The sequence below is a fragment of the Micromonospora taraxaci genome, from assembly GCF_007830095.1.
Taxonomy (GTDB): Bacteria; Actinomycetota; Actinomycetes; order Mycobacteriales; family Micromonosporaceae; genus Micromonospora; species Micromonospora taraxaci.
Genome location: NZ_VIWZ01000001.1, coordinates 2,070,364 through 2,090,618 on the forward strand (window position 1 = coordinate 2,070,364; position 20,255 = coordinate 2,090,618).

A 20,255-nucleotide genomic window follows, 5' to 3' on the forward strand; every position below is an offset into this window, starting at 1 on the left:
CGGGCGCTCGGCTGCTCGGCCGGGCCGGCGCTCGGGCCGCCGCCAGTCAGCTGCTCGGTAGTCGCCGGGCCAGCTCACGACGCAGTGCGTCGGGGCCTGGCGTCATCCAGGCGAGCCGGACGACCAGCTCGTAGGGGCCGCGACCAGGGGTCGACCACTGCCTGGCTCGCATGGGGGGCCGCGTCTGCTCCGGGTCGAGTGGCATGACCACCAGCCGCGGATCCAGGCGGCCTCGGACCTGGGCGCTGGCCATGTTGACCCAGTCGATGCTGAGACGTGTCCCGTTCGGTCCGGTCAGGTGCAGCGTCTCGTCGGTCAGCCGCAGCGGCAGACGAGGCTGACGGCGCAACTGCCAGTTGGTGGTCAGTGAGACGACGGCGCCGATCATTCCGAACCGCAGCAGCACCTCCCACCAGGCCTCGTCGAACACCACCGTGTAGAAGGCGAGAAGAGCTGCGGCGCCCAGCACGACGAGGAGCTTCGCGAGGCGATGGCGGCGCGGGGAGTACCGGAAATCCACGACTGACGAAGCATCGAGGTCGGCCACCGTCGCTCAGTGCCCGGGTGACCGATCGACCAAACGACGCCCCTCCTTCGCTCGATCGGCATGAATTCCTTGATGGCGGGTTCCTCGATGTTGGGGGTGCTAGCCGGGTGGGATACCCCGATATCGCTGATCTGGAGTGGATCTAGCCCTGAAACGGGCGGTCGGACGGGGTTCCTGTCGTACCCGGTGGTTAGTGTCGATGTCACCGACGGTGCTCGGCCCGCGACGAAAGGGCGTTGACCGCGCACCGAGAGCCGATCAGGAGGCACGATGCTCATCGACTGCGACGGGTGCGCGAGGCGGGCCGACGGCTGTTCCGGCTGCCCGCTGACTGCCCTGTTCGACGAGACGTCCCCGGCGGCCGGGTTGGTCGCCGCCGAGGTCGAGGCCATCGAGGTGCTCGCCCGGGCCGGTTTCGAGGTGGAGGTGCTGGCCGCGCCCGCGCGCCCGGAGGCTGCTCGCCGTCGTGCCACCCGCCGCGTCGCCTGACCGCGACACCGCGCCCGGAAGCGGGCTTATCGCGGGCCATAGGATGAGCGGTCACGGCGGGAGGAGCGGCGCGATGCGCGGGGTACGACAGGCGGTGACGCGGTGACCCCGCGCGGCTGGGCGCTGGTGGCCCTGGCCGGGTTGACCGTCGCGTTGGTCGTGATCGCCGCGCTGCTGATTCCCTGGCACCGGCCGCCCGCGCCCCGGGCCGACCAGCTCGCGGCGCTGCGGGACCTGCCGGCCGAGCAGGTGGCCAAGGGGCGGGAGTTCCGGGCGGCGTTGCGCCCCGGCAGCTACACCGCCCTCGCCGTCGGCCTGCTGGTCGCCCTCGCGCTCGGGCTCACCCCGCTGGGCAGCCGCCTCGTCGAGCTGGTGGGTCGGCCCTTCGGGGGGCACTGGGCCGCGCAGGCCGTGCTCGGCGGGCTGGCCGTCGTGCTCGTCGCCGACCTGGTGACACTTCCGTTCGCCGCCTGGCGGCAGAGCGTGCTCACCCGCTACGGGCTGAGCACCAACGGCTGGAGCGGCTGGGCTGTCGACCTGCTCAAGTCGTACGCGGTCAGCGCGGTGATCGGCGCGGTGGCCCTGTTCGGCTTCTACGCTGTCATCCGGCTCGCGCCGCGCTGGTGGTGGGCGTTCGGCGCGGGCGGCGCGGCAGTGCTGGTGATCCTGCTGTCGTTCGTGTTGCCGGTGCTCGTGGAGCCGGTGTTCAACCGGTTCACGCCGATGGAGCAGGGGCCGCTGCGCACCGAGCTGATGAGCATGGCCGCCCGGGACGGGGTGCCGGTGCGTGACGTGCTGGTCGCCGACGCCTCCCGCCGCACCAAGGCGGTCAACGCGTACGTCTCCGGTCTCGGTCCGACCCGTCGGGTGGTCGTCTACGACACGTTGCTGACCGAGGCGACGCCGGCCGAGGTGACGGCCGTGGTGGCGCACGAGTTGGGGCACGCCAAGGACTCCGACGTGGCGGTCGGCACGCTGACCGGGGCGCTGGGCGCCGCCGCCGCTGTGGTGGCGCTCTACCTGCTCGGCTCGTGGGGGCCGCTGCTGCGGCTGGCCGGTGTCGACTCGGTCGCCCAGCCGAGGGCGTTCCCGTTGCTGCTGGCCCTCGTCACGGTGGCCGGGTTGGTGGCCGCGCCGGTGCAGGCGTTGATGTCGCGGCGGGTGGAGGCACGGGCCGACGCGCACGCTCTCGCGCTCACCGGCGACCCGGAGGCCTTCGAGTCGATGCAGCGGCGGCTCGGCTCGGTCAACCTGGGCGACCCCGACCCGCCACGCTGGGAATACCTCTACTCGGCCTCGCACCCGTCCACAGTGGAGCGGATGGCCGCCGCCCGCGCGTACGCCCGGGAGGCCGGTCGATGAGTCGCACGCTGCTGATCACCAACGACTTTCCGCCCCGCCCGGGCGGCATCCAGTCCTTCGTGCACAACCTCGCGGTACGGCAACCGGCCGGTTCGGTGGTGGTGTACGCGTCGAGCTGGCGAGGGTCCGCGAAGTTCGACGCCGACCAGCCGTTCGAGGTGATCCGGGAGCGCGCAAGGGTGCTGTTGCCGACCCCCTTGATCGCCCGCCGGGCGGCGCGGCTGGCTCGCGCCTACGACTGCGACACTGTGTGGTTCGGGGCCGCGGCTCCGTTGGGGCTGCTCGCGGCCGGTCTGCGTCGGCGGGCGGGCGTACGCCGGGTGGTGGCGCAGACCCACGGCCACGAGGTCGGTTGGGCGGCGTTGCCGGCTGCCCGGCCGGCGCTGCGGCGCATCGGTCGGGGTGTGGACGTCACCACCTACCTCGGTGAGTACACCCGCAGTCGGCTGGCCCGGGTGCTGGACGGGGTGACGGAGCTGCGCCAGTTGGCGCCCGGCGTCGACGTGGACACCTATCACCCGACCGTGGACGGCGAGCCGGTCCGGGCTCGGCTCGGGTTGACCGACCGGCCGGTGGTGGTCTGCGTGTCCCGGCTGGTGCCGCGCAAGGGCCAGGACATGCTGATCCGGGCACTGCCGGAGATCCGCCGTCGGGTGCCGGACGCGGCGCTGCTGATCGTCGGCGGTGGACCGTACCGGGCCACGCTGGAGAAGCTGGCCCGGCAGACCGGTGTGGAACGGGACGTGGTGTTCACCGGTTCGGTGCCGTCGGCCGAGTTGCCCGCGCACTACGCGGCCGGTGACGTCTACGCGATGCCGTGCCGCACCCGTAACCGTGGGCTCGACGTCGAAGGGCTGGGCATCGTCTACCTGGAGGCCTCCGCGACCGGCCTGCCGGTGGTGGCCGGTGACTCCGGTGGTGCGCCGGACGCGGTCCGTGAGGGCGAGACCGGTTACGTCGTCCGAGGCCGGGACGTCGCCCAGCTCGCCGACCGGGTCGCCCGGCTGCTGGCCGACCGGGACCTGGCCCGCCAGTTGGGTGCCGCCGGCCGGGCGTGGGTGGAGCGGGAGTGGCGCTGGGAGGCTCAGGCGGATCGGATGGCGGCGCTGCTCGCCGGCTGATCGCCGCCTTCAGCTTTCCCGGGGCGGGGCGTAGCGCGGCACGTACTCCTGGCCGGTCAGCTTCTGGATCGCCGCCATCACCTCGTCGGTGATCGTTCGGATGTCGCGGGGGCCGGTGATCCGGTCGGCGACCGGGATGGGTGGGCCGAACCGCAGGGTGACCGGGTGACGGCGGGGCAGCCGCGCGTCGACCGGCAGCACCTCGGCGGTGCCGAGCACGCCGACCGGGATGATGGGCACCTCGGCGTCGCGGGCCAGGCGGGTCATCCCGACCCGGCCCCGGTAGAGCCGCCCATCGGGGGAGCGGGTGCCCTCCGGGTAGACGGCGACCAGGCCACCGGAGCGCAGCACCGGTACGGCGGCGTCGAGGGCGCGCAGGGCGGCCCGGCCGTCGGCGCGGTCGACCGGGATGGCACCCATGCCGGTCACGATCTGCCGGTTGAGCCAGCCGCTCGGGCCCCGGCCGGTGAAGTACTCGGCCTTGGCCCAGAAGGTCACGTGTCGAGGCGCTGCGGCGACGAGGAACAGCTCGTCGGCGACGGAGAGGTGATTGCTGGCGAGGACCGCGCCTCCGTGCCGGGGGAGGTGCTCCAGCCCTTCCACGTGGGGTTGCCAGCCGAGACGCAGCGCGGTGCCGACGGTCAGCTTGGTGAGGTCGTACAGCAGGGGCACGCGTCCTCCGGGGGTGGGTTCATGCGGGTGTCGGGCCGAGGTGGGCATCGAGTGCGGCACGCACCAGGGCGTCGTCGTCGGTGGCACCGGTGGCCAACGGCAGGCTGCCCCAGGCCCACAGTTGGGCGATGCCGTGCAGGTTGGCCCAGAGTGCGCCGGCGAGCACCGGTGCGGGGGCGTCGGTCGGTCGGCGTAGCTGGGCCACCAGGTCGGCCAGCACGGCGAACAGCGGGAGGCTCGTCTCCCGCAGCCGTAGCCGGCCGCTGTCCAGCAGGTCGTGGCGGAACATCAGCTCGAACATGCCGCGATGGGCCGCCGCGAAGTCCAGGTACGTCCGGGCCAGCGCGGTCAGTTGGGTACGCGGGTCGGGCTCGACGTCGCGCAATGTCTTCTCGACGCGGGCGGTGAGGTCGGCGAAGCCTTCGCGGGCGATGGCGGAGAGCAGTTCGACGTGGGTCGGGAAGTAGCGGCGCGGCGCACCGTGCGAGACGCCCGCGCGGCGAGCGATCTCCCGCAGCGACACCGCCGACTGGCCCTCGCGCAGCACCAGGTCCACTCCGGCGGCCACCAGTCGCGCCCGCAACCCGGTCTCGTCCACGTCCATAGACACTGTCTACCAGGTGGCGTAGACGCTGTCTACGGCGAGGTCGGTGCAGGTGCGTCGTGCGGCGGGAGCTGTGCCGTCCGCCGCCGTCGGGCCGGGCCGTGATCGTGCTCGAACCACGATGTAGTGGTCTCCACGGCTCGCCGACACCACTACATCAGTGATCGAGCACGATCATGGGGCTGGTCCACGGTGGCCAGCCCGGAGCGGGCGGCCCTCCCAGCGCGGGCCCGGACGGCTCAGCGCATGCGGGCGAGGATGCGGTCGGCGGGGGCCGGGCGGCCGAAGTGCCAGCCCTGGGCGGCGTCGCAGCCGATCGCGCGAAGCCGTTCGGCCTGCCCGGCGGTCTCCACCCCTTCGGCGGTCACCGTCAGGTCAAGTGCGTGCGCCAGCGAGACCAGCGAGGCGAGGATCCGTTCGTCGGTACGGCCGACCGACGGCGACCGCAGGCCGGCCACGAACTCCCCGGCCACTTTCAGTTCGGTCACCGGCAGGTCCCGCAGGTACGCCAGGTTGCTGTAACCGGTGCCGAAGTCGTCGATGGCGATCCGTACCCCGAGGTCGGCCAGGACCCGCAGGGCGCGGACCGGCTCCTCGGCGGTGCTCATCATCGTGCTCTCGGTGATCTCCAGCTGCAGCCGCTCCGGCGGCAGACCGGTCTGCCGCAGCAGGGCGCGGACCTCCTGCACCAGCCCGGGCCGGTGCACCTGACGTACCGCCAGGTTGACGCTGACGAACGGTGCCGCCGCCCCGCCGGCGGACCAGGCCTCCGCCTCGCGGCACGCCTCGGCCAGCACCCACCCACCGAGCTGCACGATCAGGCCGGTCTCCTCGGCCAACCCGATGAAGCTGTCCGGACGCAGCACCCCGAGCTCCGGGTGACGCCACCGGACCAGTGCCTCGACGCCGACGAGGCTGCCGTCGCGCAGTGAGGTCAGCGGCTGGTAGTCGAGGTAGAACTCACCCCGTTCCAGGGCGGCCGGGATGGCTGCGGAGAGCGCGTAGCGGGCCAGTTCGCGTTGGTTGCGCTCGGCGTCGTAGAGCGCCCAGCGGGCCCCACCGGCAGCCTTCGCCCAGTGCAGGGTGCTGTCGGCGGCCCGCATCAGGTCACTGGGATTGGCCCCGGCGACCTGCCGCTCGACGATGCCGATGCTCGCCGAGATCTGCAGCTCGTGCCCGTCCACCAGGGCCGGCGTGCGGACCGCGGCCAGCGCGGTCTCGGCCAGCGTCACCATGGCGTCGGTGCCGCCGCTGTGTTCCACCAGGATCACGAACTCGTCGCCGCCGAGCCGGGCCACCAGGTGCTCACCCATCGCCTCGGACAGCCGTTCGGCCACCGTGACCAGCAGTTGGTCGCCCACCTGATGCCCCAGGGTGTCGTTCACGACCTTGAAGCGGTCCAGGTCCAGGAAGCACACCCCGACCCGCTGCGCGCCCCGGCCCGGCTCGTTCAGCGCGGCGGTGAGCCGTTCGGTGAACAGCGTCCGGTTGGGCAGGGCGGTGAGCGGGTCGTGGGTGGCCTGGTGACGGAACCGGGCCTCGCTGGCCCGCAGTGCCCGTTCGGCCTGCGTACGGGCCCTCATCGCGGCCCGGCGGATCGACTCCTGCTCGTCGAGCGTCCGGTCGCGCAGCGCGCGGGCGTAGCCGGTCGCCACGGCCGCGAGCAACCGGGCCATCCGGTCCTCGACGTCCTCGGCGACCAGGCCCAGGTCGCGCACCAGGCGTAGCTGGATGACCTCGACGGTACGGCCGAGCCCCTCCGCGGACGCGATGTGCGCGGCCACCAGTTCGGCGCCGACCCGATGCCCCGCACGCAGGTCGAACGGCTCGGTCAGCAACGCGCCAGCCAGTTGCCCGGTGAGCCGGTCCAGGAGGGTTTCCAGCTGGGCCTGGGTCATCGGCAGATAGCTGGTCCCGGAGACCGCCTTCGCCCAGGCGCGGGCGAATGTGCCCGGGTGGGAGGTCACCCCGGGCGGCTCAGCCACCGAGCCGCCCGACCCCGCCCATGAAGACCGCCCGCTCGGCGTCCTCCGCGCTCTCCGGAGTGTCCGGTCGCCACTCGGGCACCCAGACCACGCCGGGATCGAGCAGCTCGAACCCGTCGAAGAGCGCGGTCAGTTCGGCGCGGCTGCGCACCCACAGCGGGTTGTCGGTGCGCCGGTACACCCGCTCCGCCTCGGCGCGCTCGTCCTCGCTGCGCCCGTCGTCGCTGGCCTGCGACAGCACGAGGTGGCTGCCGGGGGCCAGCGCATCGCGCAGCGTCCCCAGCAGCTCCGCAGGTCGGTCGTCGTCGGAGACGAAGTGCAGGACAGCCACCACCATCACGGCGACCGGCTGGCTCAGGTCGAGGAGCTTGCGGACGTCCGGGTGGGCCAGGATCGCCTCCGGGCGCCGCAGGTCCTCCTGCACCACCACCGCCCGTTCGTTGCCGGCGAGGATCTCGCGGCTGTGCGCCACCGCCACCGGGTCGACGTCCACGTAGACCACCCGCGACTGCGGGTCGAGCCGCTGGGCGATCTCGTGCACGTTGCCGACGGTCGGGATGCCCGAGCCGATGTCCAGGAACTGCCGGATCCCGGCCTCGGCGAGGTGGTGCACGGCCCGACGCAGGAACGCCCGGTTGGCCTGCGCCATCAGCGGCGCCTCGGGCACCGCCGCGACCATCGCCTGCGCCGCGGCCCGGTCGGCGGCGAAGTTGTGCGAACCGCCGAGGTAGTAGTCGTACATCCGCGCGACGCTCGGGCGCTCGATGTCGATGGTGTCGGGTGCCCAGTCCGGCCGCTGCATGCGTCAACCCCTCGAGTCCGCGACGCGGGCGTCGTCACCCGCGCGGGTATTGTGCACCCGCCACGCACGCCAGACCATAGCGCGCCGGAGGTTGCCCGCCGACGTCGGTCGATGCGCGACGGCCCGCGCCGGGCCGAAGCCGGCGCGGACCGTCGGCCGCGACGTCCCGCTCGACGAGCGGGAACAGGTCAGAACTTGGGCGCGTCCGGTGCCTCGAGCAGGCCGAGTCGGAGCGCGGTCATCAGGGCCTGCGCCCTGTTGGCCGCCCCGAGCTTCTCGTAGAGCTTCGAGATGTGCGTCTTGGCCGTGGACTCGCTGACGAACAGCTGCTTGGCGATCCCCGCCACGCTCATGCCGTCGGCGAGCAGACGCAGCACCTGCCCCTCCCGGGGCGACAACTGCGGGCCGGACGGGGCGAGCCGACGCTTCATCGCCTCGGCCAGGTCGGCGGCGGTGAACGCGCTGGGGGACGAGGCGGCGTGCCGCGCGGCGGCCACCACCTCGTCGGCCGGTGCGGTCTTCGGCACGAAGGCGCTCGCGCCGGCCTCCAGTGCGCCGAAGAGCTGGTCGTCGCCGGCGTACATGGTCAGCACCACGATGCCCATCGACGCGCTGGACTTGCGCAGCGCGCGGGTGGCCTCCAGGCCGCTGCCGTCGGGCAGCCGCAGATCCATGATCACCACGTCCGGCTGCAGGGCGCCGGCCTGGCGTACACCCTCCGCCGCCGTGGCCGCCTCACCGACGACCTCGAACTGGCGGTCGCGCTCGAAGGCGTGCCGCAGGCCCTTGCGAATCAGGTCATGATCGTCGACAAGGAGGACCTTGGTGCGGGTGGCCGGTGTCGGACTTGTGGTCATCCTCGGGTTACTCCCCTTCTGGTGCTGCGCTGTCGCGCACGTTGTCGCGCCGGGACGAGGAACCGAGAACCACCGCCACGGTCGTGCCGCTGGGTTGCCGCGGCCTGATCTCCAACCGGCCCCGGATACGTTCCGCCCTCTCGGCCATGATCGCAAGACCGTACCGTCCGTCGGGGCGCTGGTCAGCCATCCCCTGACCGTCATCCGACACTTCTATTTGCGCGTACGGGGGGTCGACCTCACAGGTGACCCACAAATTCGAGGCTCCGGCGTGCTTGCGGGCGTTGGTCACCGCCTCCTGCGCGATGCGCAGCAACTCGGCTTCGGTGGCCGCCGGCAGCCGGGCGGTGGACTCGTCCAGCGAGAGGTGCACCCGCAGCCCGCCGGACGCGCCCACGGTGCGCGCGTACTCGGCGATCGCCGCGGCCAGCCCGCCCTGCCGGTCCACCTCGCTGCGCAGCTCGAAGAGGCTCAGCCGCAGTTCCTGGATCACCCGGGTCACCTCGGCGCGCAGCGTACGCAGGGCCTCGGCGGTCTCGTCCGCGTCGTCGAAGACGGTGGCCATGGCGTTGTCGATGCCGTAGCCGACCATCACCAACTCCTGCGCCACCCCGTCGTGGATCTCCCGGGCCAGCCGCTGCCGCTCCTCGTTGGTGGCCAGCGAGCGGACCTCGTCGAACAGCAGCGCCGCCTCCAGCCGCAGCGCGGCCGGGCGGGTCAGCGCCGTCACCCGGGACACCACCGGCGGCGGGTACGCCTGCGCGGCGTCCGCCTCCAGCACCACCAGCCCCACGGTGCGCACGCCGGCGACCAGCGGGACGATCAGCGCGGACACGTCACCACCGCGGTGCGAGCGTGACTGTGACCGTGCGGCCGTCGTGGCCTGTTGGCTGGCCCAGGCGTCGGCGATCGCCGAATCCGCGTCCAGCGTCGTCTCCCAGTCCACCCGGTCGACGCCGGCCTGGGCGAGCACCACGAGCCGGCCGCCGCCGCTGGCCGACAGCACCGCGCCCCGGTCGGCCCGGGCCACGGTGCGCAACTCCTCCAGCAGATGCTCGGAGATGCCGCCCGGGTCGAGGGTGGCCCCGGGGAGCTGCCGGGCCACCGTCCGCAGTTGGGTCAGCAGTCGGGTGGCCTCGGCGTACGGCTGCGGTTTGCCCTCGCCGCGTACGGCCATCACCCGGTGCAGGGTGCCGGCGGCGTAGAGCCCGAGGGCCGCCAGGATCAGCCACTGCGCGCAGACCGCGAGGTAACCCGGCTGGCCGAGCTGGACCCCGCCGCCGACGGTGGTCAGGGCACCGCTGACCAGCAGCGTGGCGGCGGTGACCGCGAGCAGGGCGCTGCCCTCACGGAAGCGGCGGCGCAGCGCGGTGACGGTCACCGGGACCGCCAGGTAGGGGAGTATCGCCGAGGCACCGAGCCCGTCGACGGTGCCGCCGATCGACGCGACCGCTGCCACGTGGCTCGCGGCCAGGCCCAGCACCACCACCTCCGCCACCCTGCTCAGCGGCGCGATCAGCCGGTGCTGGGGAGCCAGCAGGGACGGCAGACCGGCCACCGCCAGCAACGCGATCCACCACAGCTGGGTGACGTCACGGGTGGCGAACAGGGTCAGGACGGCGATCAACGCCAGCATCACCAGGCGGGCGGCCGCGGCGAGGGGATGCGGGTGCGGTGCGGTGGCTGTGGATGCGGGCACGTGACGGATGGTAGTCAGCCTCGGTAGATATCGGCGATCTCCGCCGCGTACGTCTTGTGGACAACCTGGCGCTTGACCTTGAGCGACGGGGTCAACTCGCCGGTCGCCTCGGTGAAGTCGCGGGGCAGAACCCGGAACACCTTGATCGCCTCGGCCTTGGAGACGGCCTGGTTCGCGGTGTCGATCGCGGTCTGGATCTCCTGGCGCAGGCCCTCGTGCTCGCGCAGTTGCTCGACCGAGGTGTCGGCGGGCATCCCGGCGCCCTCCAACCAGGTCGGCAGCGCCTCCTCGTCCACCGTCACGAGGGCCGCGATGAACGGCTTGGCGTCACCGACCACGACACACTGGCTGATCAACGGGTGCGCCCGGACCAGGTCCTCCAGCACCGCCGGGGCGACGTTCTTGCCGCCGGCGGTGACGATCAGCTCCTTCTTGCGGCCGGTGATGCTCAGGTAGCCGTCCGCGTCGAGGTTGCCCAGGTCGCCGGTGCGGAACCAGCCGTCGGAGCTGATCGTCTCGGCGGTCGCCGTCTCGTTGCGCCAGTAACCCTGGAAGACCAACTCGCCGGAGATCAGGATCTCGCCGTCGTCCTCGATGCGGACGGTCACGCCGGGCAGCGGACGGCCGACAGTGCCGATCCGGGTGCCGGTGGGCAGGTTCGCCGCGGCGGCGGGCGAGGTCTCGGTGAGGCCGTAGCCCTCCAGGACCGTCACGCCGATGCCGCGGAAGAAGTGCCCGAGTCGGGCGCCGAGCGGCGCGCCGCCGGAGATCGCGTCCCGGCACCGCCCGCCGAGCGCGGCGCGCAGCTTGCGGTAGACCAGCCGGTCGAAGACCGCGTGTTGGGCGCGCAGGGCCAGGCCAGGTCCGCCCCGGGTTTCCAGAGCCTCGCTGTACGCGATGGCGACCTGCTCCGCACGGGCGAAGATGCCGCCCTTGCCGTCCGCCTCGGCCTTCTGCTTGGCGGCGTTGTAGACCTTCTCGAACACCCGGGGTACGGAGAGCACGAAGGTCGGCCGGAACGCCTGCAACTCGGCGACCAGGTTCTTGGTGTCGGCGCAGTGCGCCATGGTGGCCCGCGCCTGCACGACGCCGATCTGGATCAGACGGGCGAAGGCGTGCGCCAGGGGGAGGAACAGCAGGGTGGTCGCGCCGGCGTTGAACAGGTTCGGCAGCACCGGCACCGCGTTGGCGATGTCGGCGTACATGTTGCGATGGGTGAGCACGCAGCCCTTGGGTCGGCCGGTGGTGCCGCTGGTGTAGATGATCGTGGCCAGGTCGTCGGCGCGGACGGCCTTGCGTCGCCGTTCGACCTCGGCCAACTCGACCGCCGCGCCGGTCGTGACCAGCTCGTCGACCGCGCCGCTGTCGATCTGCCAGACGTGGTTCAGCTCGGGCAGTCGGTGCCGGACAGCGGCGACCAGGTTGGCGTGCGCCTCGGTCTCCACCACCACGCCGACCGCGTTGGAGTCCTCGAGGATCCACGCGGCCTGCTCGGCGCTGGACGTCTCGTAGATCGGCACGGTGACCGCGCCGACGACCCAGATGGCGTAGTCCAGCAGCGTCCACTCGTAGCGGGTACGGCTCATCAGACCGACCCGGACGCCCGGCTCGATGCCGGCGGCGATCAGGCCCCGGGCCACGGCGGCCACCTCGTCGCGGAACTGGAGGCAGGTCACGTCGGTCCAGGTGGTGACGGTGCCGTCGGCGGCCGGGACGGGTCGGGCGAACTGGACGGCGTCGGGCGCGACCTCGGCGTTGTCCCAGACCGGATCGGTGAGGTTGGCCGCGTCGCCAACGGTGACGATCGGCGGGACGGAGAACTCGCGCACCTGCACTCCTTCGTGCTCGCACTGGCCGGGCCGGCCGCCGCGGTGGGCGTCGGTTGTGTCGAAACCTACCCGGTGAGCTAGGGCACCCTGTCAGGGCCTGTGTCAAAGCCCCTGGCCGGCCTGCGGCGGGCCCGGGCGACGACCGGCCGCGTTGGATATTCGCCCGGATACAACACCGGTATCCGAACGAATATCCGCCTTGCCGGACCGCCGCCCGGACTCCGCCTCGGCTCGACCGAGGACTTCGACACAGGCCCTGACGCCCGGCGTCGTACGGTGCCTGCTGTCGCCGGGGGCGGCGCGGCGTGCTGGCGCTACCCGCCGGGTAGCCTCCCCCCATGGCGGACTCCTCCACCCAGTCGATCATCATCGGCGCCGCACCGGAACGGGTGACGGCGGTCATCTGCGACTTCGCGCGCTACCCCGAGTGGACCGACGCGGTGCGCCGCGCCGAGGTCGTCGAGGAGTACGAGGACGGCTACGCCAGCCAGGTGCGCTTCACCATCGACGCCGGGGTGATGGCCGACGAGTACGTGCTCGCGTACGAGTACGCCGAGGACCTGTCCCGGATCGAGTGGCACCTGGTCGCCCCCTCGAAGATGCAGAAGAGCCAGCGCGGTTCGTACGACCTGGTGGGTAACCCGGACGGCAGCACCACGGTGACCTACACCCTGGAGGTCGACCTGTCGGTGGGAATGCTCGGGATGTTTCGGCGCAAAGCCGAGAAGATGATCATGGACACCGCGTTGAAGCAGCTCAAGCGCCGGGTAGAAGCAACCGGTGCGGCGCAGTGACGTGTCCGGTGGCACGGTAGAGGAGCCGAGGGTGGGCGGAACGGATCCGGGTTCGGCCCGGGAAGAGGCGGAGCGGCTGGTCGCCACTCTGCTCGCGGGGGCGCGACTGGCCTCCGCCGGCTCGGCGGGCGGCGCGTTCGGCTCGCTGGGCGGGGTGCTGGCCGGTGTCCTCGGTCACAGCGGCGGCTCTGACGGGCGTCCCGGCGCCGGTGGTGCTTTCGCCACCGGATCGCCCGAATGCTGTGTCTGCCCGGTCTGTCGGGGCATTGCCGCGTTGCGTGACCCGAGTCCGGAATTCGCCGAACGTCTCGCGACCGGCGCGGGGGACCTCGCGGCGGGCGTCGCCAGCCTGCTCCGCGCGTTCTCCCCGCCGGAGTCGCCCACGACGAGTCCCACCGGGCCGCCCACCGAAACGCCTACCCGGACGTCGCCGGAACCGGCCGTGAGCACCGACGACGTGCTGCCGGAGCCGACCGTCCAGGAGTCGTCCACCGCGGCGGCCGACGATCACGTGTGGCGCGATGCCACCCGCACCGGGCATGATTCTCAGCCGGCGCCGGAACGGGATGTCTGGTCGGTCGCCACCCGGACGGCGGATCCACTCGCCCCGGCCGCCGCACCACCCGTCGACGAGGCCGGGTCGGCGACCGTGCCGGCACCGACCACCCGTCCCGTGGTGCCCGCGTCGCGGGTGCCCGACCACTCCGACGCGGAAGCATCGGGCGACGGCGCCTGAGCGCGGGACATCCCGACCCGGACCGGCACGTCGCCGGGGCGCGGGCCGGACAGCAGCAGAGGGGGGCGGCAGCGGTGACGCTGACCATCGGAGTCGACGTCGGTGGCACGAAGGTGGCCGGCGGTGTCGTGGACGAGACCGGCACGGTCCTCGTGCAGACCCGACGGGACACTCCCGCCGACGACGTCGGCAAGACCCGCGACGTCATCATCGAGCTGGTCGGGGAGCTGGCCGCCGGTCGGACGATCGAGGCCGTCGGCATCGGCGCGGCCGGCTGGATCGACGCCAGTCGGTCGACAGTGCTCTTCGCCCCCAACCTCGCCTGGCGTGACGAACCGCTGCGCGAGTACGTCGGCAAGGCCATCGGGCTGCCGGTGATCGTGGAGAACGACGGGAACGTGGCCGCCTGGGCCGAGTTCCGGTACGGCGCGGCCCGCGCTGCCGACGACTCCATGATCATGTTCACCATCGGCACTGGCGTGGGCGGCGGCGTCGTCCTCGGTGGCGAACTGATGCGCGGCGCGCACGGCATCGCCGCCGAACTGGGCCACATGCTGGCCGTGCCGGACGGACACCAGTGCGGATGCGGCCGGCTGGGCTGCATCGAGCAGTACGCCAGCGGCAGCGCTCTCGTCCGCTTCGCCCGAGCCGGCGCCCGGCAGGAGCCCAACCGGGCAGCCGCGCTGCTGGAGCTGGCCGGCGGTGAGGCCGAGGCGATCACCGGTCCGATGGTGACCGCCGCCGCGCAGGACGGCGACCCGATCTCCGCCGAGGCGTTCGCGCAGATCGGCCGGTGGCTGGGCACCAGCCTCGCCGACATGGCGCAGATCCTCGACCCGCAGACCCTGGTGGTCGGCGGCGGCGTGATCGACGCCGGTGACCTGCTGCTCGGCCCGACGCGCCGCTCGTACGTCGACGCGCTCGCCCAGCGTGGTCGCCTGCCGGTGGCCGAGGTGCTCCCGGCGGAGCTGGGCAACAGCGCGGGCGTGATCGGCGCCGCCGACCTGGCCCGCCGGATCTGAGGCGGTCCACCGATGGGCGTACCGCTGCGGGTGGTGTCGTACAACATCCACAGCCAGCGCGACGACACCGCCGCGCTGGCGGCGGTGGTCCGGTCGGCGAAGCCGGACGTGGTGATCGTGCAGGAGGGGCCACGCCGGTTCCGGTGGCGGCAGAAATCCGCCACGTTGGCCGAGTCGTTCGGCCTGGTGGTGGCCGCCGGCGGCCTGCCGGCGTTGGGCAACCTGCTGTTGACCAGCCTGCGGGTCCAGGTGCGGGACACCCGGTGCCAGCGCTTCCCGCTGACCCCCGGCCGGCACCTGCGCGGCGCCGCGTACGCCGACTGCCGGGTGGCCGGCGCCCGGTTCACAGTCGCCGGCTCGCACCTGTCCACCGACCCGGCCGAGCGGCCCGCGCAAGCCGTCGAGTTCAAGCGGGGTCTCGACGCGGCGACCAGCCCGGTGCTGGCCGGCGCGGACCTCAACGAGGGTCCGGACGGGCCGGCCTGGGCGACCGTGTCCCAGGGGCTGACCGATGTCGCGGTGGCGGCCGACCGGGCGGACCGGCTCACCTACTCCTGCCACGAGCCGCGCCGACGCATCGACGCGCTCTTCGTCGACCCGCGGATCACCGTCGTCGACTACGACGTGGTGGACACGCCGCAGACCCGGCGCGCCTCCGACCACTTCCCGGTCCTGGTCGACCTGCTGCTGCCCGGCACCGACTGACCCCGGCGTCGGCTCGCCCGCCGATGTCCGCACGGTAGGACTGGACATCCGGCGTCGTTGTGGAGAGGATTTCGCGGCGACCGGCACGCCTGCCGTACCAAAAGGAGATGTTTCGGTGTCCACCTCCACCGACCACGGCCGGCCCGATCCGGAGGCGACCCCGTCCGCGCTGAACAGCGACGGTCGCCCGGTCTCCGACCGGGGCGACACGGTCTGCGTCATCGGGGCCGGGGCCAGCGGCCTGACGGCCATCAAGAACCTGCGCGAGCACGGCTTCGGCGTCGACTGTTACGAGCGGGAGACCGGCGTCGGCGGCGCCTGGAACTGGCGGCACGACCGCAGCCCGGTGTACGCCAGCACCCACCTGATCTCGTCGAAGCCGTTCACCCAGTTCCCGGACTTCCCGATGCCGGACTCCTGGCCGGACTACCCGCACCACAGTCAGCTGCTGTCCTACTTCGAGCGGTACGCCGACCACTTCGACCTGCGCTCGCACATCTGGTTCGGCACCGAGGTCGTCCGGGTCGAGCCCGCCCCGGGGGAGCGGTGGGACGTGACCACCCGCTCCACCGGCGGGTACGGCCCGGAGCGCACCTCCCGGTACGCCGCCGTGGTGATCGCCAACGGGCACAACTGGTCGCCGAAGCTGCCCCGTTACGAGGGGCTGGAGGAGTTCCGCGGCGAGATCATGCACGCCTCGTCCTACAAGGACCCCGCGCAGTTGCGCGGCAAGCGGGTGCTGGTGGTCGGCGCCGGCAACACCGGTTGTGACATCGCCGTCGAGGCCGCCCAGCAGGCGTCGCGCTGCTGGCACTCCACCCGACGCGGCTACTGGTACGCGCCGAAGTTCGTGTTGGGCCGCCCCGCCGACCAGGTGAACGACAGCCTGCTGGCGCTGCGTGTGCCGCTGCGGGTCCGGCAGTGGCTCTACCACTGGACGCTGCGGCTGACCGTCGGCGACCTCACCCGCTTCGGCCTGCCGAAACCCGACCACCGGGTGTACGAGACGCACCCCATCGCCAACAGCCAGCTCGTCTACTACGTGGGCCACGGCGGGATCGGCCCGGTGCCGGACATCGCCCGGTTCCACCCGTACGCCGTGGAGTTGGCCGACGGCCGCGAGATCGACCCCGAGGTGGTCGTCTTCGCCACCGGTTACCTGCCGCGCTTCGAGTTCCTCGACGCGTCGGTGTTCGGCGACAGCGCGGGGGCGGGTCGGCCCACCCTGTGGCTCAACGCCTTCACCCCGGGGCACCCGACGCTGGCGGTCGCCGGCCTGGTGCAGCCCGACTCCGGGTTGTTCACCCTGTCGCACTGGCAGACGGTGCTCTTCGCCCGCCTGCTCCAGGCCCGCCGGGACCGACCGGAGCGGGCGGCGGCGTTCGCCCAGCGGGTGCGGGAGCGGGCCGGGGAGCGCTACTCCGGGAAGGTCAAGGAGAGCAGCCGGCACTGGTTCGAGGTCGGTCACGCCGACTACCTGCGCGCCGTCCAGCGCGCCCTAGTCGACCTGGAGGGCAAGTGACCGAGCTGCGGATCATGCGGGGCCGGGAGTGGTCACGTCCGGTCCGGCCGGTGCGGCGTGAGGTGCTCAGCGCCCTTCCCGAGCACGAGGAGGGGCGTCCGCCGCTACTCTTCGTGCCCGGTTTCGGGCACGGCGCGTGGGCGTTCGCCGAACACTGGCTGGGTCACGCGGCGTCGCGGGGCTTCCCGGCGTACGCGGTGAGCCTGCGGGGGCACGGGGCCAGCGAGCCGGCGCCGGAGGCGACGCTGCGGGCGTACACCCATGACGTGGTCCAGGTGGCCGCGAGCCTGCCACGGCAGACGGTGCTGGTGGGGCACGGCGCCGGGGCGCTGGTGGTGGCGCACGCGTTGGCCCGCTACCCGGCGCGGGGCGCGGTGTTGGTGGCGCCCGTCTTCGGCGGTTGGGGAGTGCTGGGTGCGGCGCTGCGTCGTAACCCGGCGGGCACGGTGCCGGCGGTGTTCGGCGGGCCGTTGCGGCTCAACCGGGGGCAGTTGTTCAGCCGCGAGTTGCCGGACGAGGAGGCCCGACGGCACGTCGGACGGCTCGGTCGGGCCAGCCGTCGGGCGCAGTGGGCGCTGTTGGGGCAGCCGGAGCCCGAGCCTGCTGTGGGTGCGCCGCCGGTGCTGGTGTTGGGCAGCCCGGACGACCGGGTGGTGCCGGCGTCGACGCTGACGCGGGTGGCCCGCCAGTACGGTTCGGCCCCGCTGCTCTTCCCCGGCATGGGCCACGACCTGATGCTGGACGCGCGGTGGGCGGAGCCGATCGACGCGATCCTGGACTGGTTGGAGAAGGAGCCGGCGGCGCACTGAGGCCACCGGATCGGCGGTCAGCCGCTGGCCTGCTGGGCGGCCGGACTGCCGGCGGGGGTGGCGGGTCGGGGCACCCGCGCGCCGTCCTCGGGGCTGCCGTCGGTGCTGGACAGGCGGCTGACCAGGGTGCCGCCCTCGTCCAGGGCACGCAGGTAGGAGCGGGCCCAGGCCCGGATGTCGTGCTGCTGCAGGTGGGCGCGCATGGCCCGCATCCGCTGGGTGACGTCGTCCGGGCTGGCCCGTAGCGCCGCGCGCAGACCCTGTTTGAGCCCTTCCAGGTCGTGCGGGTTGACCAGGTACGCCTGGGACAGCTCGGCGGCGGTGCCGGCGAACTCGCTGAGCAGCAGCGCGCCGTCGTCGTCCACCCGGGCGGCCACGTACTCCTTGGCGACCAGGTTCATCCCGTCCCGCAGCGGGGTCACCGCCATCACGTCGGCGACCCGGTAGAGGGCGGCCAGCTCGGCCCGGTCGAAGGGCTGGGTGAGGTAGTGGATCGCCGGTTCGCCGACCCGCCCGAACTCGCCGTTGATCCGGCCCACCTCGCGCTCGATGCGCTCCCGCAGGATCTGGTACTGGCCGACGCGTTCCCGGCTCGGCATGGCGACCTGCACCAGCACGGTGTCGCGGACCTTGACGTCGCCGGTGGCGAGCAGTTCGCTGTACGCCTTGAGGCGCTGCTCGATGCCCTTGGTGTAGTCCATCCGGTCGACGCTGAGGATGACCTGCCGTGGGTCGCCGAGGTCCTGCCGGAGCCGGCGGGCGCGGGCCGCCACGTCCGGTCGGGCGGCGAGCGCGGACATCTCGGCGGTGTCGATGGAGACCGGGAACGCGCCGATGCGGACGACCCGGTCGTCGATGCCGATCCGCCGGTCGGTGGCCGGCAGCTCCAGCACCCGGGTCACCAGTTGGGCGAAATTGTGCGCCGCCTGGGCACGCTGGAAACCGACCAGGTCGGCGCCGAGCATGCCGCGCAGCAGCTCGGCCCGGCGGGGGAGCTGCATGAACAGCTCCGGCGGCGGGAACGGCACGTGCAGGAAGAACCCGATGCGCAGGTCGGGGCGGAGCGCGCGGAGCTGGCCGGGGACCAATTGCAGGTGGTAATCCTGCACCCAGACCACCGCGCCCGGCTCGGCCACCTGGGCGGTCGCCTCCGCGAAACGCTGGTTGACCCGCTGATACGCCTCCCACCACCGACGGTGGTGCTCCGGCTGCTCCACCGAGTCGTGGTAGAGCGGCCACAGGGTGGCGTTGGCGAACCCTTCGTAGTGGTCGCGGAGATCTTCCGCGCTGAGCGCGACGGTGTGCATCCGGACGCCGTCCACGTCCGGCAGGGTGGGGGCGGGCCCGGTGCCGCCGGCCCAGCCGACCCAGGTCGCCGGGGTGTGTCGCAGGAGCGGGTGTAGCGCGCTGACCAGCCCACCCGGGCTGCGCCGCCACTCGCAGGCCCCGTCGGGGGCCTGACTGTCGTCGATGGGGAGGCGGTTGGCCACCAGCACGAGGGAACTCTGTCGCATCTCGGGCATTCCGATCAGCAGAGGACTGACCGCCACGAGCAAGGGAAAACCGGTCAGTCAGCGGGGGAAGTGACGTACAGCGGTATTCCTACTGACAGTAAGTTACACCACTGTTACGGCATCGGCGGGACGGTGCCGTCCCGGAATGCGGGCCCCGATCAGACGACGGCGCCGTTGTCCGGGTCGTCTTCGTCCTCGTCGCCGGGGCGCAACCGCCAGATCAGCGTGACGAAACCGGCCAGGATGCCGGTGAAACCGAACAGGGTGACCGCCGACCTGTCCACCGGGAGCAGCCACGGGAAGAGGAAGAGCGCGAACCCGATGACCACGCCGAGCACGCCGACCACCGCGTACTTGCTGATCCGCGGCAACGGTGGCGGTGGCGGCGGGTGGTAACCCTCGTCGTCGTCCTCGTCGTCGGGCAGGTCGGCGCCGAAGGTGTCCAGCCCGTCCAGCAGCGACGGCTCGTCCGGCCGAGCGCCACGACCGACGGAGATCCCCGAGATGTCGGTCGCGGACGGCAGTCGGCGGACATCGGTGGCGGTCGGACCAGGCTCGTCGGCACCGGATCGGGCCAGCGGACCGGCCGTCGGCTCGTCCCGTTCCTCGACGTTCTCCGAAGCCGGCCACGGGTGGTCGTCCGTCGACGAGGTGGTGTGGAAGCCGGCCACGATCCGTGCCCACTCGGCGTCGATGTCCGGTTCGTCCCGGGCGGGCGGCTGCTCCGGAGCGCTCTCGTCGGAGAGCTGGGTCAGGTAGTCCCGTGCGGTGGTCAGATGCGAACGGTCGACGTAGAGCCGGTCGACCGGCCGGGCCGGAACGGTGGTGGTGCGGGTGACCGGGTTGAGGTCGGCGGAGGGCTGCAGGTAGGCGGCGATCCCGCCGGCTGCCAGCACGTCGAGCAGGTGCTCACCGACGCGCGGATCGACGTCGCCGACGATGGCGTACTCGTTCGCGTCGAGCCCGTTGTCCCGCCGTCCCCGGCGGGCCCCACCCGCTGACACCCGGACATCCCCCTTAACGCGCCTTCCGGCGCGGCCACCCCTGCCCCTCGACGCCCGGTCCGCACGCCGTGCTCTGAATCGTGACACGTCAGGGCATGGTTCCGGGAGTGCGTTGTGTCGCGTCTTCCAAAGTCACGGCTACCGCCGCAGGTCGCGGCGGGGGTCCTTTGTCCGTTCTTGCG

General features: G+C 72.6%; 19 protein-coding genes. 9 read left to right on the top strand and 10 right to left on the bottom strand.

Annotated features, from left to right (window positions below):
• Positions 1 to 46: 46 nt before the first annotated feature.
• On the bottom strand, positions 47 to 520 hold the full coding sequence (locus FHU34_RS09845; protein ID WP_145779669.1) for a hypothetical protein: 474 nt from the start codon (positions 518 to 520) through the stop codon (positions 47 to 49).
• Positions 521 to 817: 297 nt separating this feature from the next.
• Between FHU34_RS09845 and FHU34_RS09850 the strand changes: the two genes are divergently transcribed.
• The 3 genes from FHU34_RS09850 to FHU34_RS09860 all read left to right on the top strand — a co-directional run bounded on the left by FHU34_RS09850 (position 818) and on the right by FHU34_RS09860 (position 3,519).
• Complete coding sequence (locus tag FHU34_RS09850; protein WP_145779670.1) at positions 818 to 1,036, top strand: hypothetical protein; 219 nt, start codon at positions 818 to 820, stop codon at positions 1,034 to 1,036.
• Between the two features lie 102 nt (positions 1,037 to 1,138).
• Positions 1,139 to 2,398 (top strand): M48 family metallopeptidase, encoded by a 1,260-nt coding sequence (locus FHU34_RS09855; RefSeq protein WP_145779671.1) that lies wholly within the window; start codon positions 1,139 to 1,141, stop codon positions 2,396 to 2,398.
• Complete coding sequence (locus FHU34_RS09860; protein WP_145779672.1) at positions 2,395 to 3,519, top strand: glycosyltransferase family 4 protein; 1,125 nt, start codon at positions 2,395 to 2,397, stop codon at positions 3,517 to 3,519. The genes FHU34_RS09855 and FHU34_RS09860 overlap by 4 nt, the downstream gene beginning before the upstream one ends.
• A gap of 9 nt (positions 3,520 to 3,528) precedes the next feature.
• On the opposite strand, the gene FHU34_RS09865 is transcribed toward FHU34_RS09860, so the two are convergent.
• From FHU34_RS09865 to FHU34_RS09895, 7 genes are all read right to left on the bottom strand, one after another.
• A complete protein-coding gene (locus FHU34_RS09865; protein WP_145779673.1) occupies positions 3,529 to 4,191 on the bottom strand; it encodes a lysophospholipid acyltransferase family protein in 663 nt (220 codons plus the stop codon).
• 19 nt (positions 4,192 to 4,210) lie between these two features.
• A complete protein-coding gene (locus tag FHU34_RS09870; RefSeq protein ID WP_145779674.1) occupies positions 4,211 to 4,795 on the bottom strand; it encodes a TetR/AcrR family transcriptional regulator in 585 nt (194 codons plus the stop codon).
• Positions 4,796 to 5,034: 239 nt separating this feature from the next.
• Entirely contained in the window at positions 5,035 to 6,693 is a 1,659-nt protein-coding gene (locus FHU34_RS09875; RefSeq protein WP_244311921.1) for a putative bifunctional diguanylate cyclase/phosphodiesterase, read from the bottom strand.
• 79 nt (positions 6,694 to 6,772) lie between these two features.
• A complete protein-coding gene (locus FHU34_RS09880; RefSeq protein ID WP_145779675.1) occupies positions 6,773 to 7,582 on the bottom strand; it encodes an SAM-dependent methyltransferase in 810 nt (269 codons plus the stop codon).
• A 188-nt stretch (positions 7,583 to 7,770) separates the two neighbouring features.
• Positions 7,771 to 8,439, bottom strand: a complete 669-nt coding sequence (locus FHU34_RS09885; RefSeq protein WP_007072219.1) for a response regulator transcription factor — start codon at positions 8,437 to 8,439, stop codon at positions 7,771 to 7,773.
• A 7-nt stretch (positions 8,440 to 8,446) separates the two neighbouring features.
• The gene (locus tag FHU34_RS09890) at positions 8,447 to 10,138 is read right to left on the bottom strand and encodes a sensor histidine kinase (RefSeq protein WP_145779676.1); all 1,692 of its coding nucleotides are present in this window, start codon (positions 10,136 to 10,138) and stop codon (positions 8,447 to 8,449) included.
• A 14-nt stretch (positions 10,139 to 10,152) separates the two neighbouring features.
• Complete coding sequence (locus tag FHU34_RS09895; RefSeq protein WP_145779677.1) at positions 10,153 to 11,967, bottom strand: AMP-dependent synthetase/ligase; 1,815 nt, start codon at positions 11,965 to 11,967, stop codon at positions 10,153 to 10,155.
• A gap of 338 nt (positions 11,968 to 12,305) precedes the next feature.
• Here FHU34_RS09895 and FHU34_RS09900 point away from each other — a divergent pair, with 338 nt between their 5' ends.
• From FHU34_RS09900 to FHU34_RS09925, 6 genes are all read left to right on the top strand, one after another.
• Positions 12,306 to 12,761, top strand: a complete 456-nt coding sequence (locus FHU34_RS09900; RefSeq protein WP_088988357.1) for an SRPBCC family protein — start codon at positions 12,306 to 12,308, stop codon at positions 12,759 to 12,761.
• Between the two features lie 31 nt (positions 12,762 to 12,792).
• Positions 12,793 to 13,497, top strand: coding sequence for a hypothetical protein (locus FHU34_RS09905; protein WP_145779678.1), 705 nt, complete (start codon positions 12,793 to 12,795; stop codon positions 13,495 to 13,497).
• A gap of 74 nt (positions 13,498 to 13,571) precedes the next feature.
• A complete protein-coding gene (locus tag FHU34_RS09910) occupies positions 13,572 to 14,519 on the top strand; it encodes an ROK family glucokinase (protein WP_145779679.1) in 948 nt (315 codons plus the stop codon).
• Between the two features lie 12 nt (positions 14,520 to 14,531).
• Positions 14,532 to 15,224: an endonuclease/exonuclease/phosphatase family protein gene (locus FHU34_RS09915; protein ID WP_145779680.1), complete on the top strand. Its 693-nt coding sequence runs from the start codon at positions 14,532 to 14,534 to the stop codon at positions 15,222 to 15,224.
• A gap of 115 nt (positions 15,225 to 15,339) precedes the next feature.
• Complete coding sequence (locus tag FHU34_RS09920) at positions 15,340 to 16,746, top strand: flavin-containing monooxygenase (protein WP_145779681.1); 1,407 nt, start codon at positions 15,340 to 15,342, stop codon at positions 16,744 to 16,746.
• Between the two features lie 14 nt (positions 16,747 to 16,760).
• A complete protein-coding gene (locus FHU34_RS09925) occupies positions 16,761 to 17,555 on the top strand; it encodes an alpha/beta hydrolase (protein ID WP_145785521.1) in 795 nt (264 codons plus the stop codon).
• Between the two features lie 17 nt (positions 17,556 to 17,572).
• Here the strand turns inward: FHU34_RS09925 and FHU34_RS09930 are convergent, their stop codons facing one another.
• Together FHU34_RS09930 and FHU34_RS09935 are read right to left on the bottom strand one after the other, a co-directional pair.
• Positions 17,573 to 19,069 (bottom strand): alpha,alpha-trehalose-phosphate synthase (UDP-forming), encoded by a 1,497-nt coding sequence (locus tag FHU34_RS09930; RefSeq protein ID WP_167524789.1) that lies wholly within the window; start codon positions 19,067 to 19,069, stop codon positions 17,573 to 17,575.
• Between the two features lie 158 nt (positions 19,070 to 19,227).
• Positions 19,228 to 20,073 carry a DUF308 domain-containing protein gene (locus tag FHU34_RS09935; protein WP_145779683.1) on the bottom strand — a complete coding sequence of 282 codons (846 nt, stop codon included), beginning with the start codon at positions 20,071 to 20,073 and terminating at the stop codon, positions 19,228 to 19,230.
• Positions 20,074 to 20,255: the final 182 nt, after the last annotated feature.

Coding starts and splice junctions, on each gene's coding strand:
- FHU34_RS09850 (WP_145779670.1), top strand. CDS start 818: ATGCTCATCGACTGCGACGGGTGCGCGAGGCGGGCCGACGGCTGTTCC.
- FHU34_RS09860 (WP_145779672.1), top strand. CDS start 2,395: ATGAGTCGCACGCTGCTGATCACCAACGACTTTCCGCCCCGCCCGGGC.
- FHU34_RS09870 (WP_145779674.1), bottom strand. CDS start 4,795: ATGGACGTGGACGAGACCGGGTTGCGGGCGCGACTGGTGGCCGCCGGA.
- FHU34_RS09875 (WP_244311921.1), bottom strand. CDS start 6,693: ATGACCCAGGCCCAGCTGGAAACCCTCCTGGACCGGCTCACCGGGCAA.
- FHU34_RS09880 (WP_145779675.1), bottom strand. CDS start 7,582: ATGCAGCGGCCGGACTGGGCACCCGACACCATCGACATCGAGCGCCCG.
- FHU34_RS09885 (WP_007072219.1), bottom strand. CDS start 8,439: ATGACCACAAGTCCGACACCGGCCACCCGCACCAAGGTCCTCCTTGTC.
- FHU34_RS09900 (WP_088988357.1), top strand. CDS start 12,306: ATGGCGGACTCCTCCACCCAGTCGATCATCATCGGCGCCGCACCGGAA.
- FHU34_RS09915 (WP_145779680.1), top strand. CDS start 14,532: ATGGGCGTACCGCTGCGGGTGGTGTCGTACAACATCCACAGCCAGCGC.
- FHU34_RS09925 (WP_145785521.1), top strand. CDS start 16,761: ATGCGGGGCCGGGAGTGGTCACGTCCGGTCCGGCCGGTGCGGCGTGAG.
- FHU34_RS09930 (WP_167524789.1), bottom strand. CDS start 19,069: ATGCGACAGAGTTCCCTCGTGCTGGTGGCCAACCGCCTCCCCATCGAC.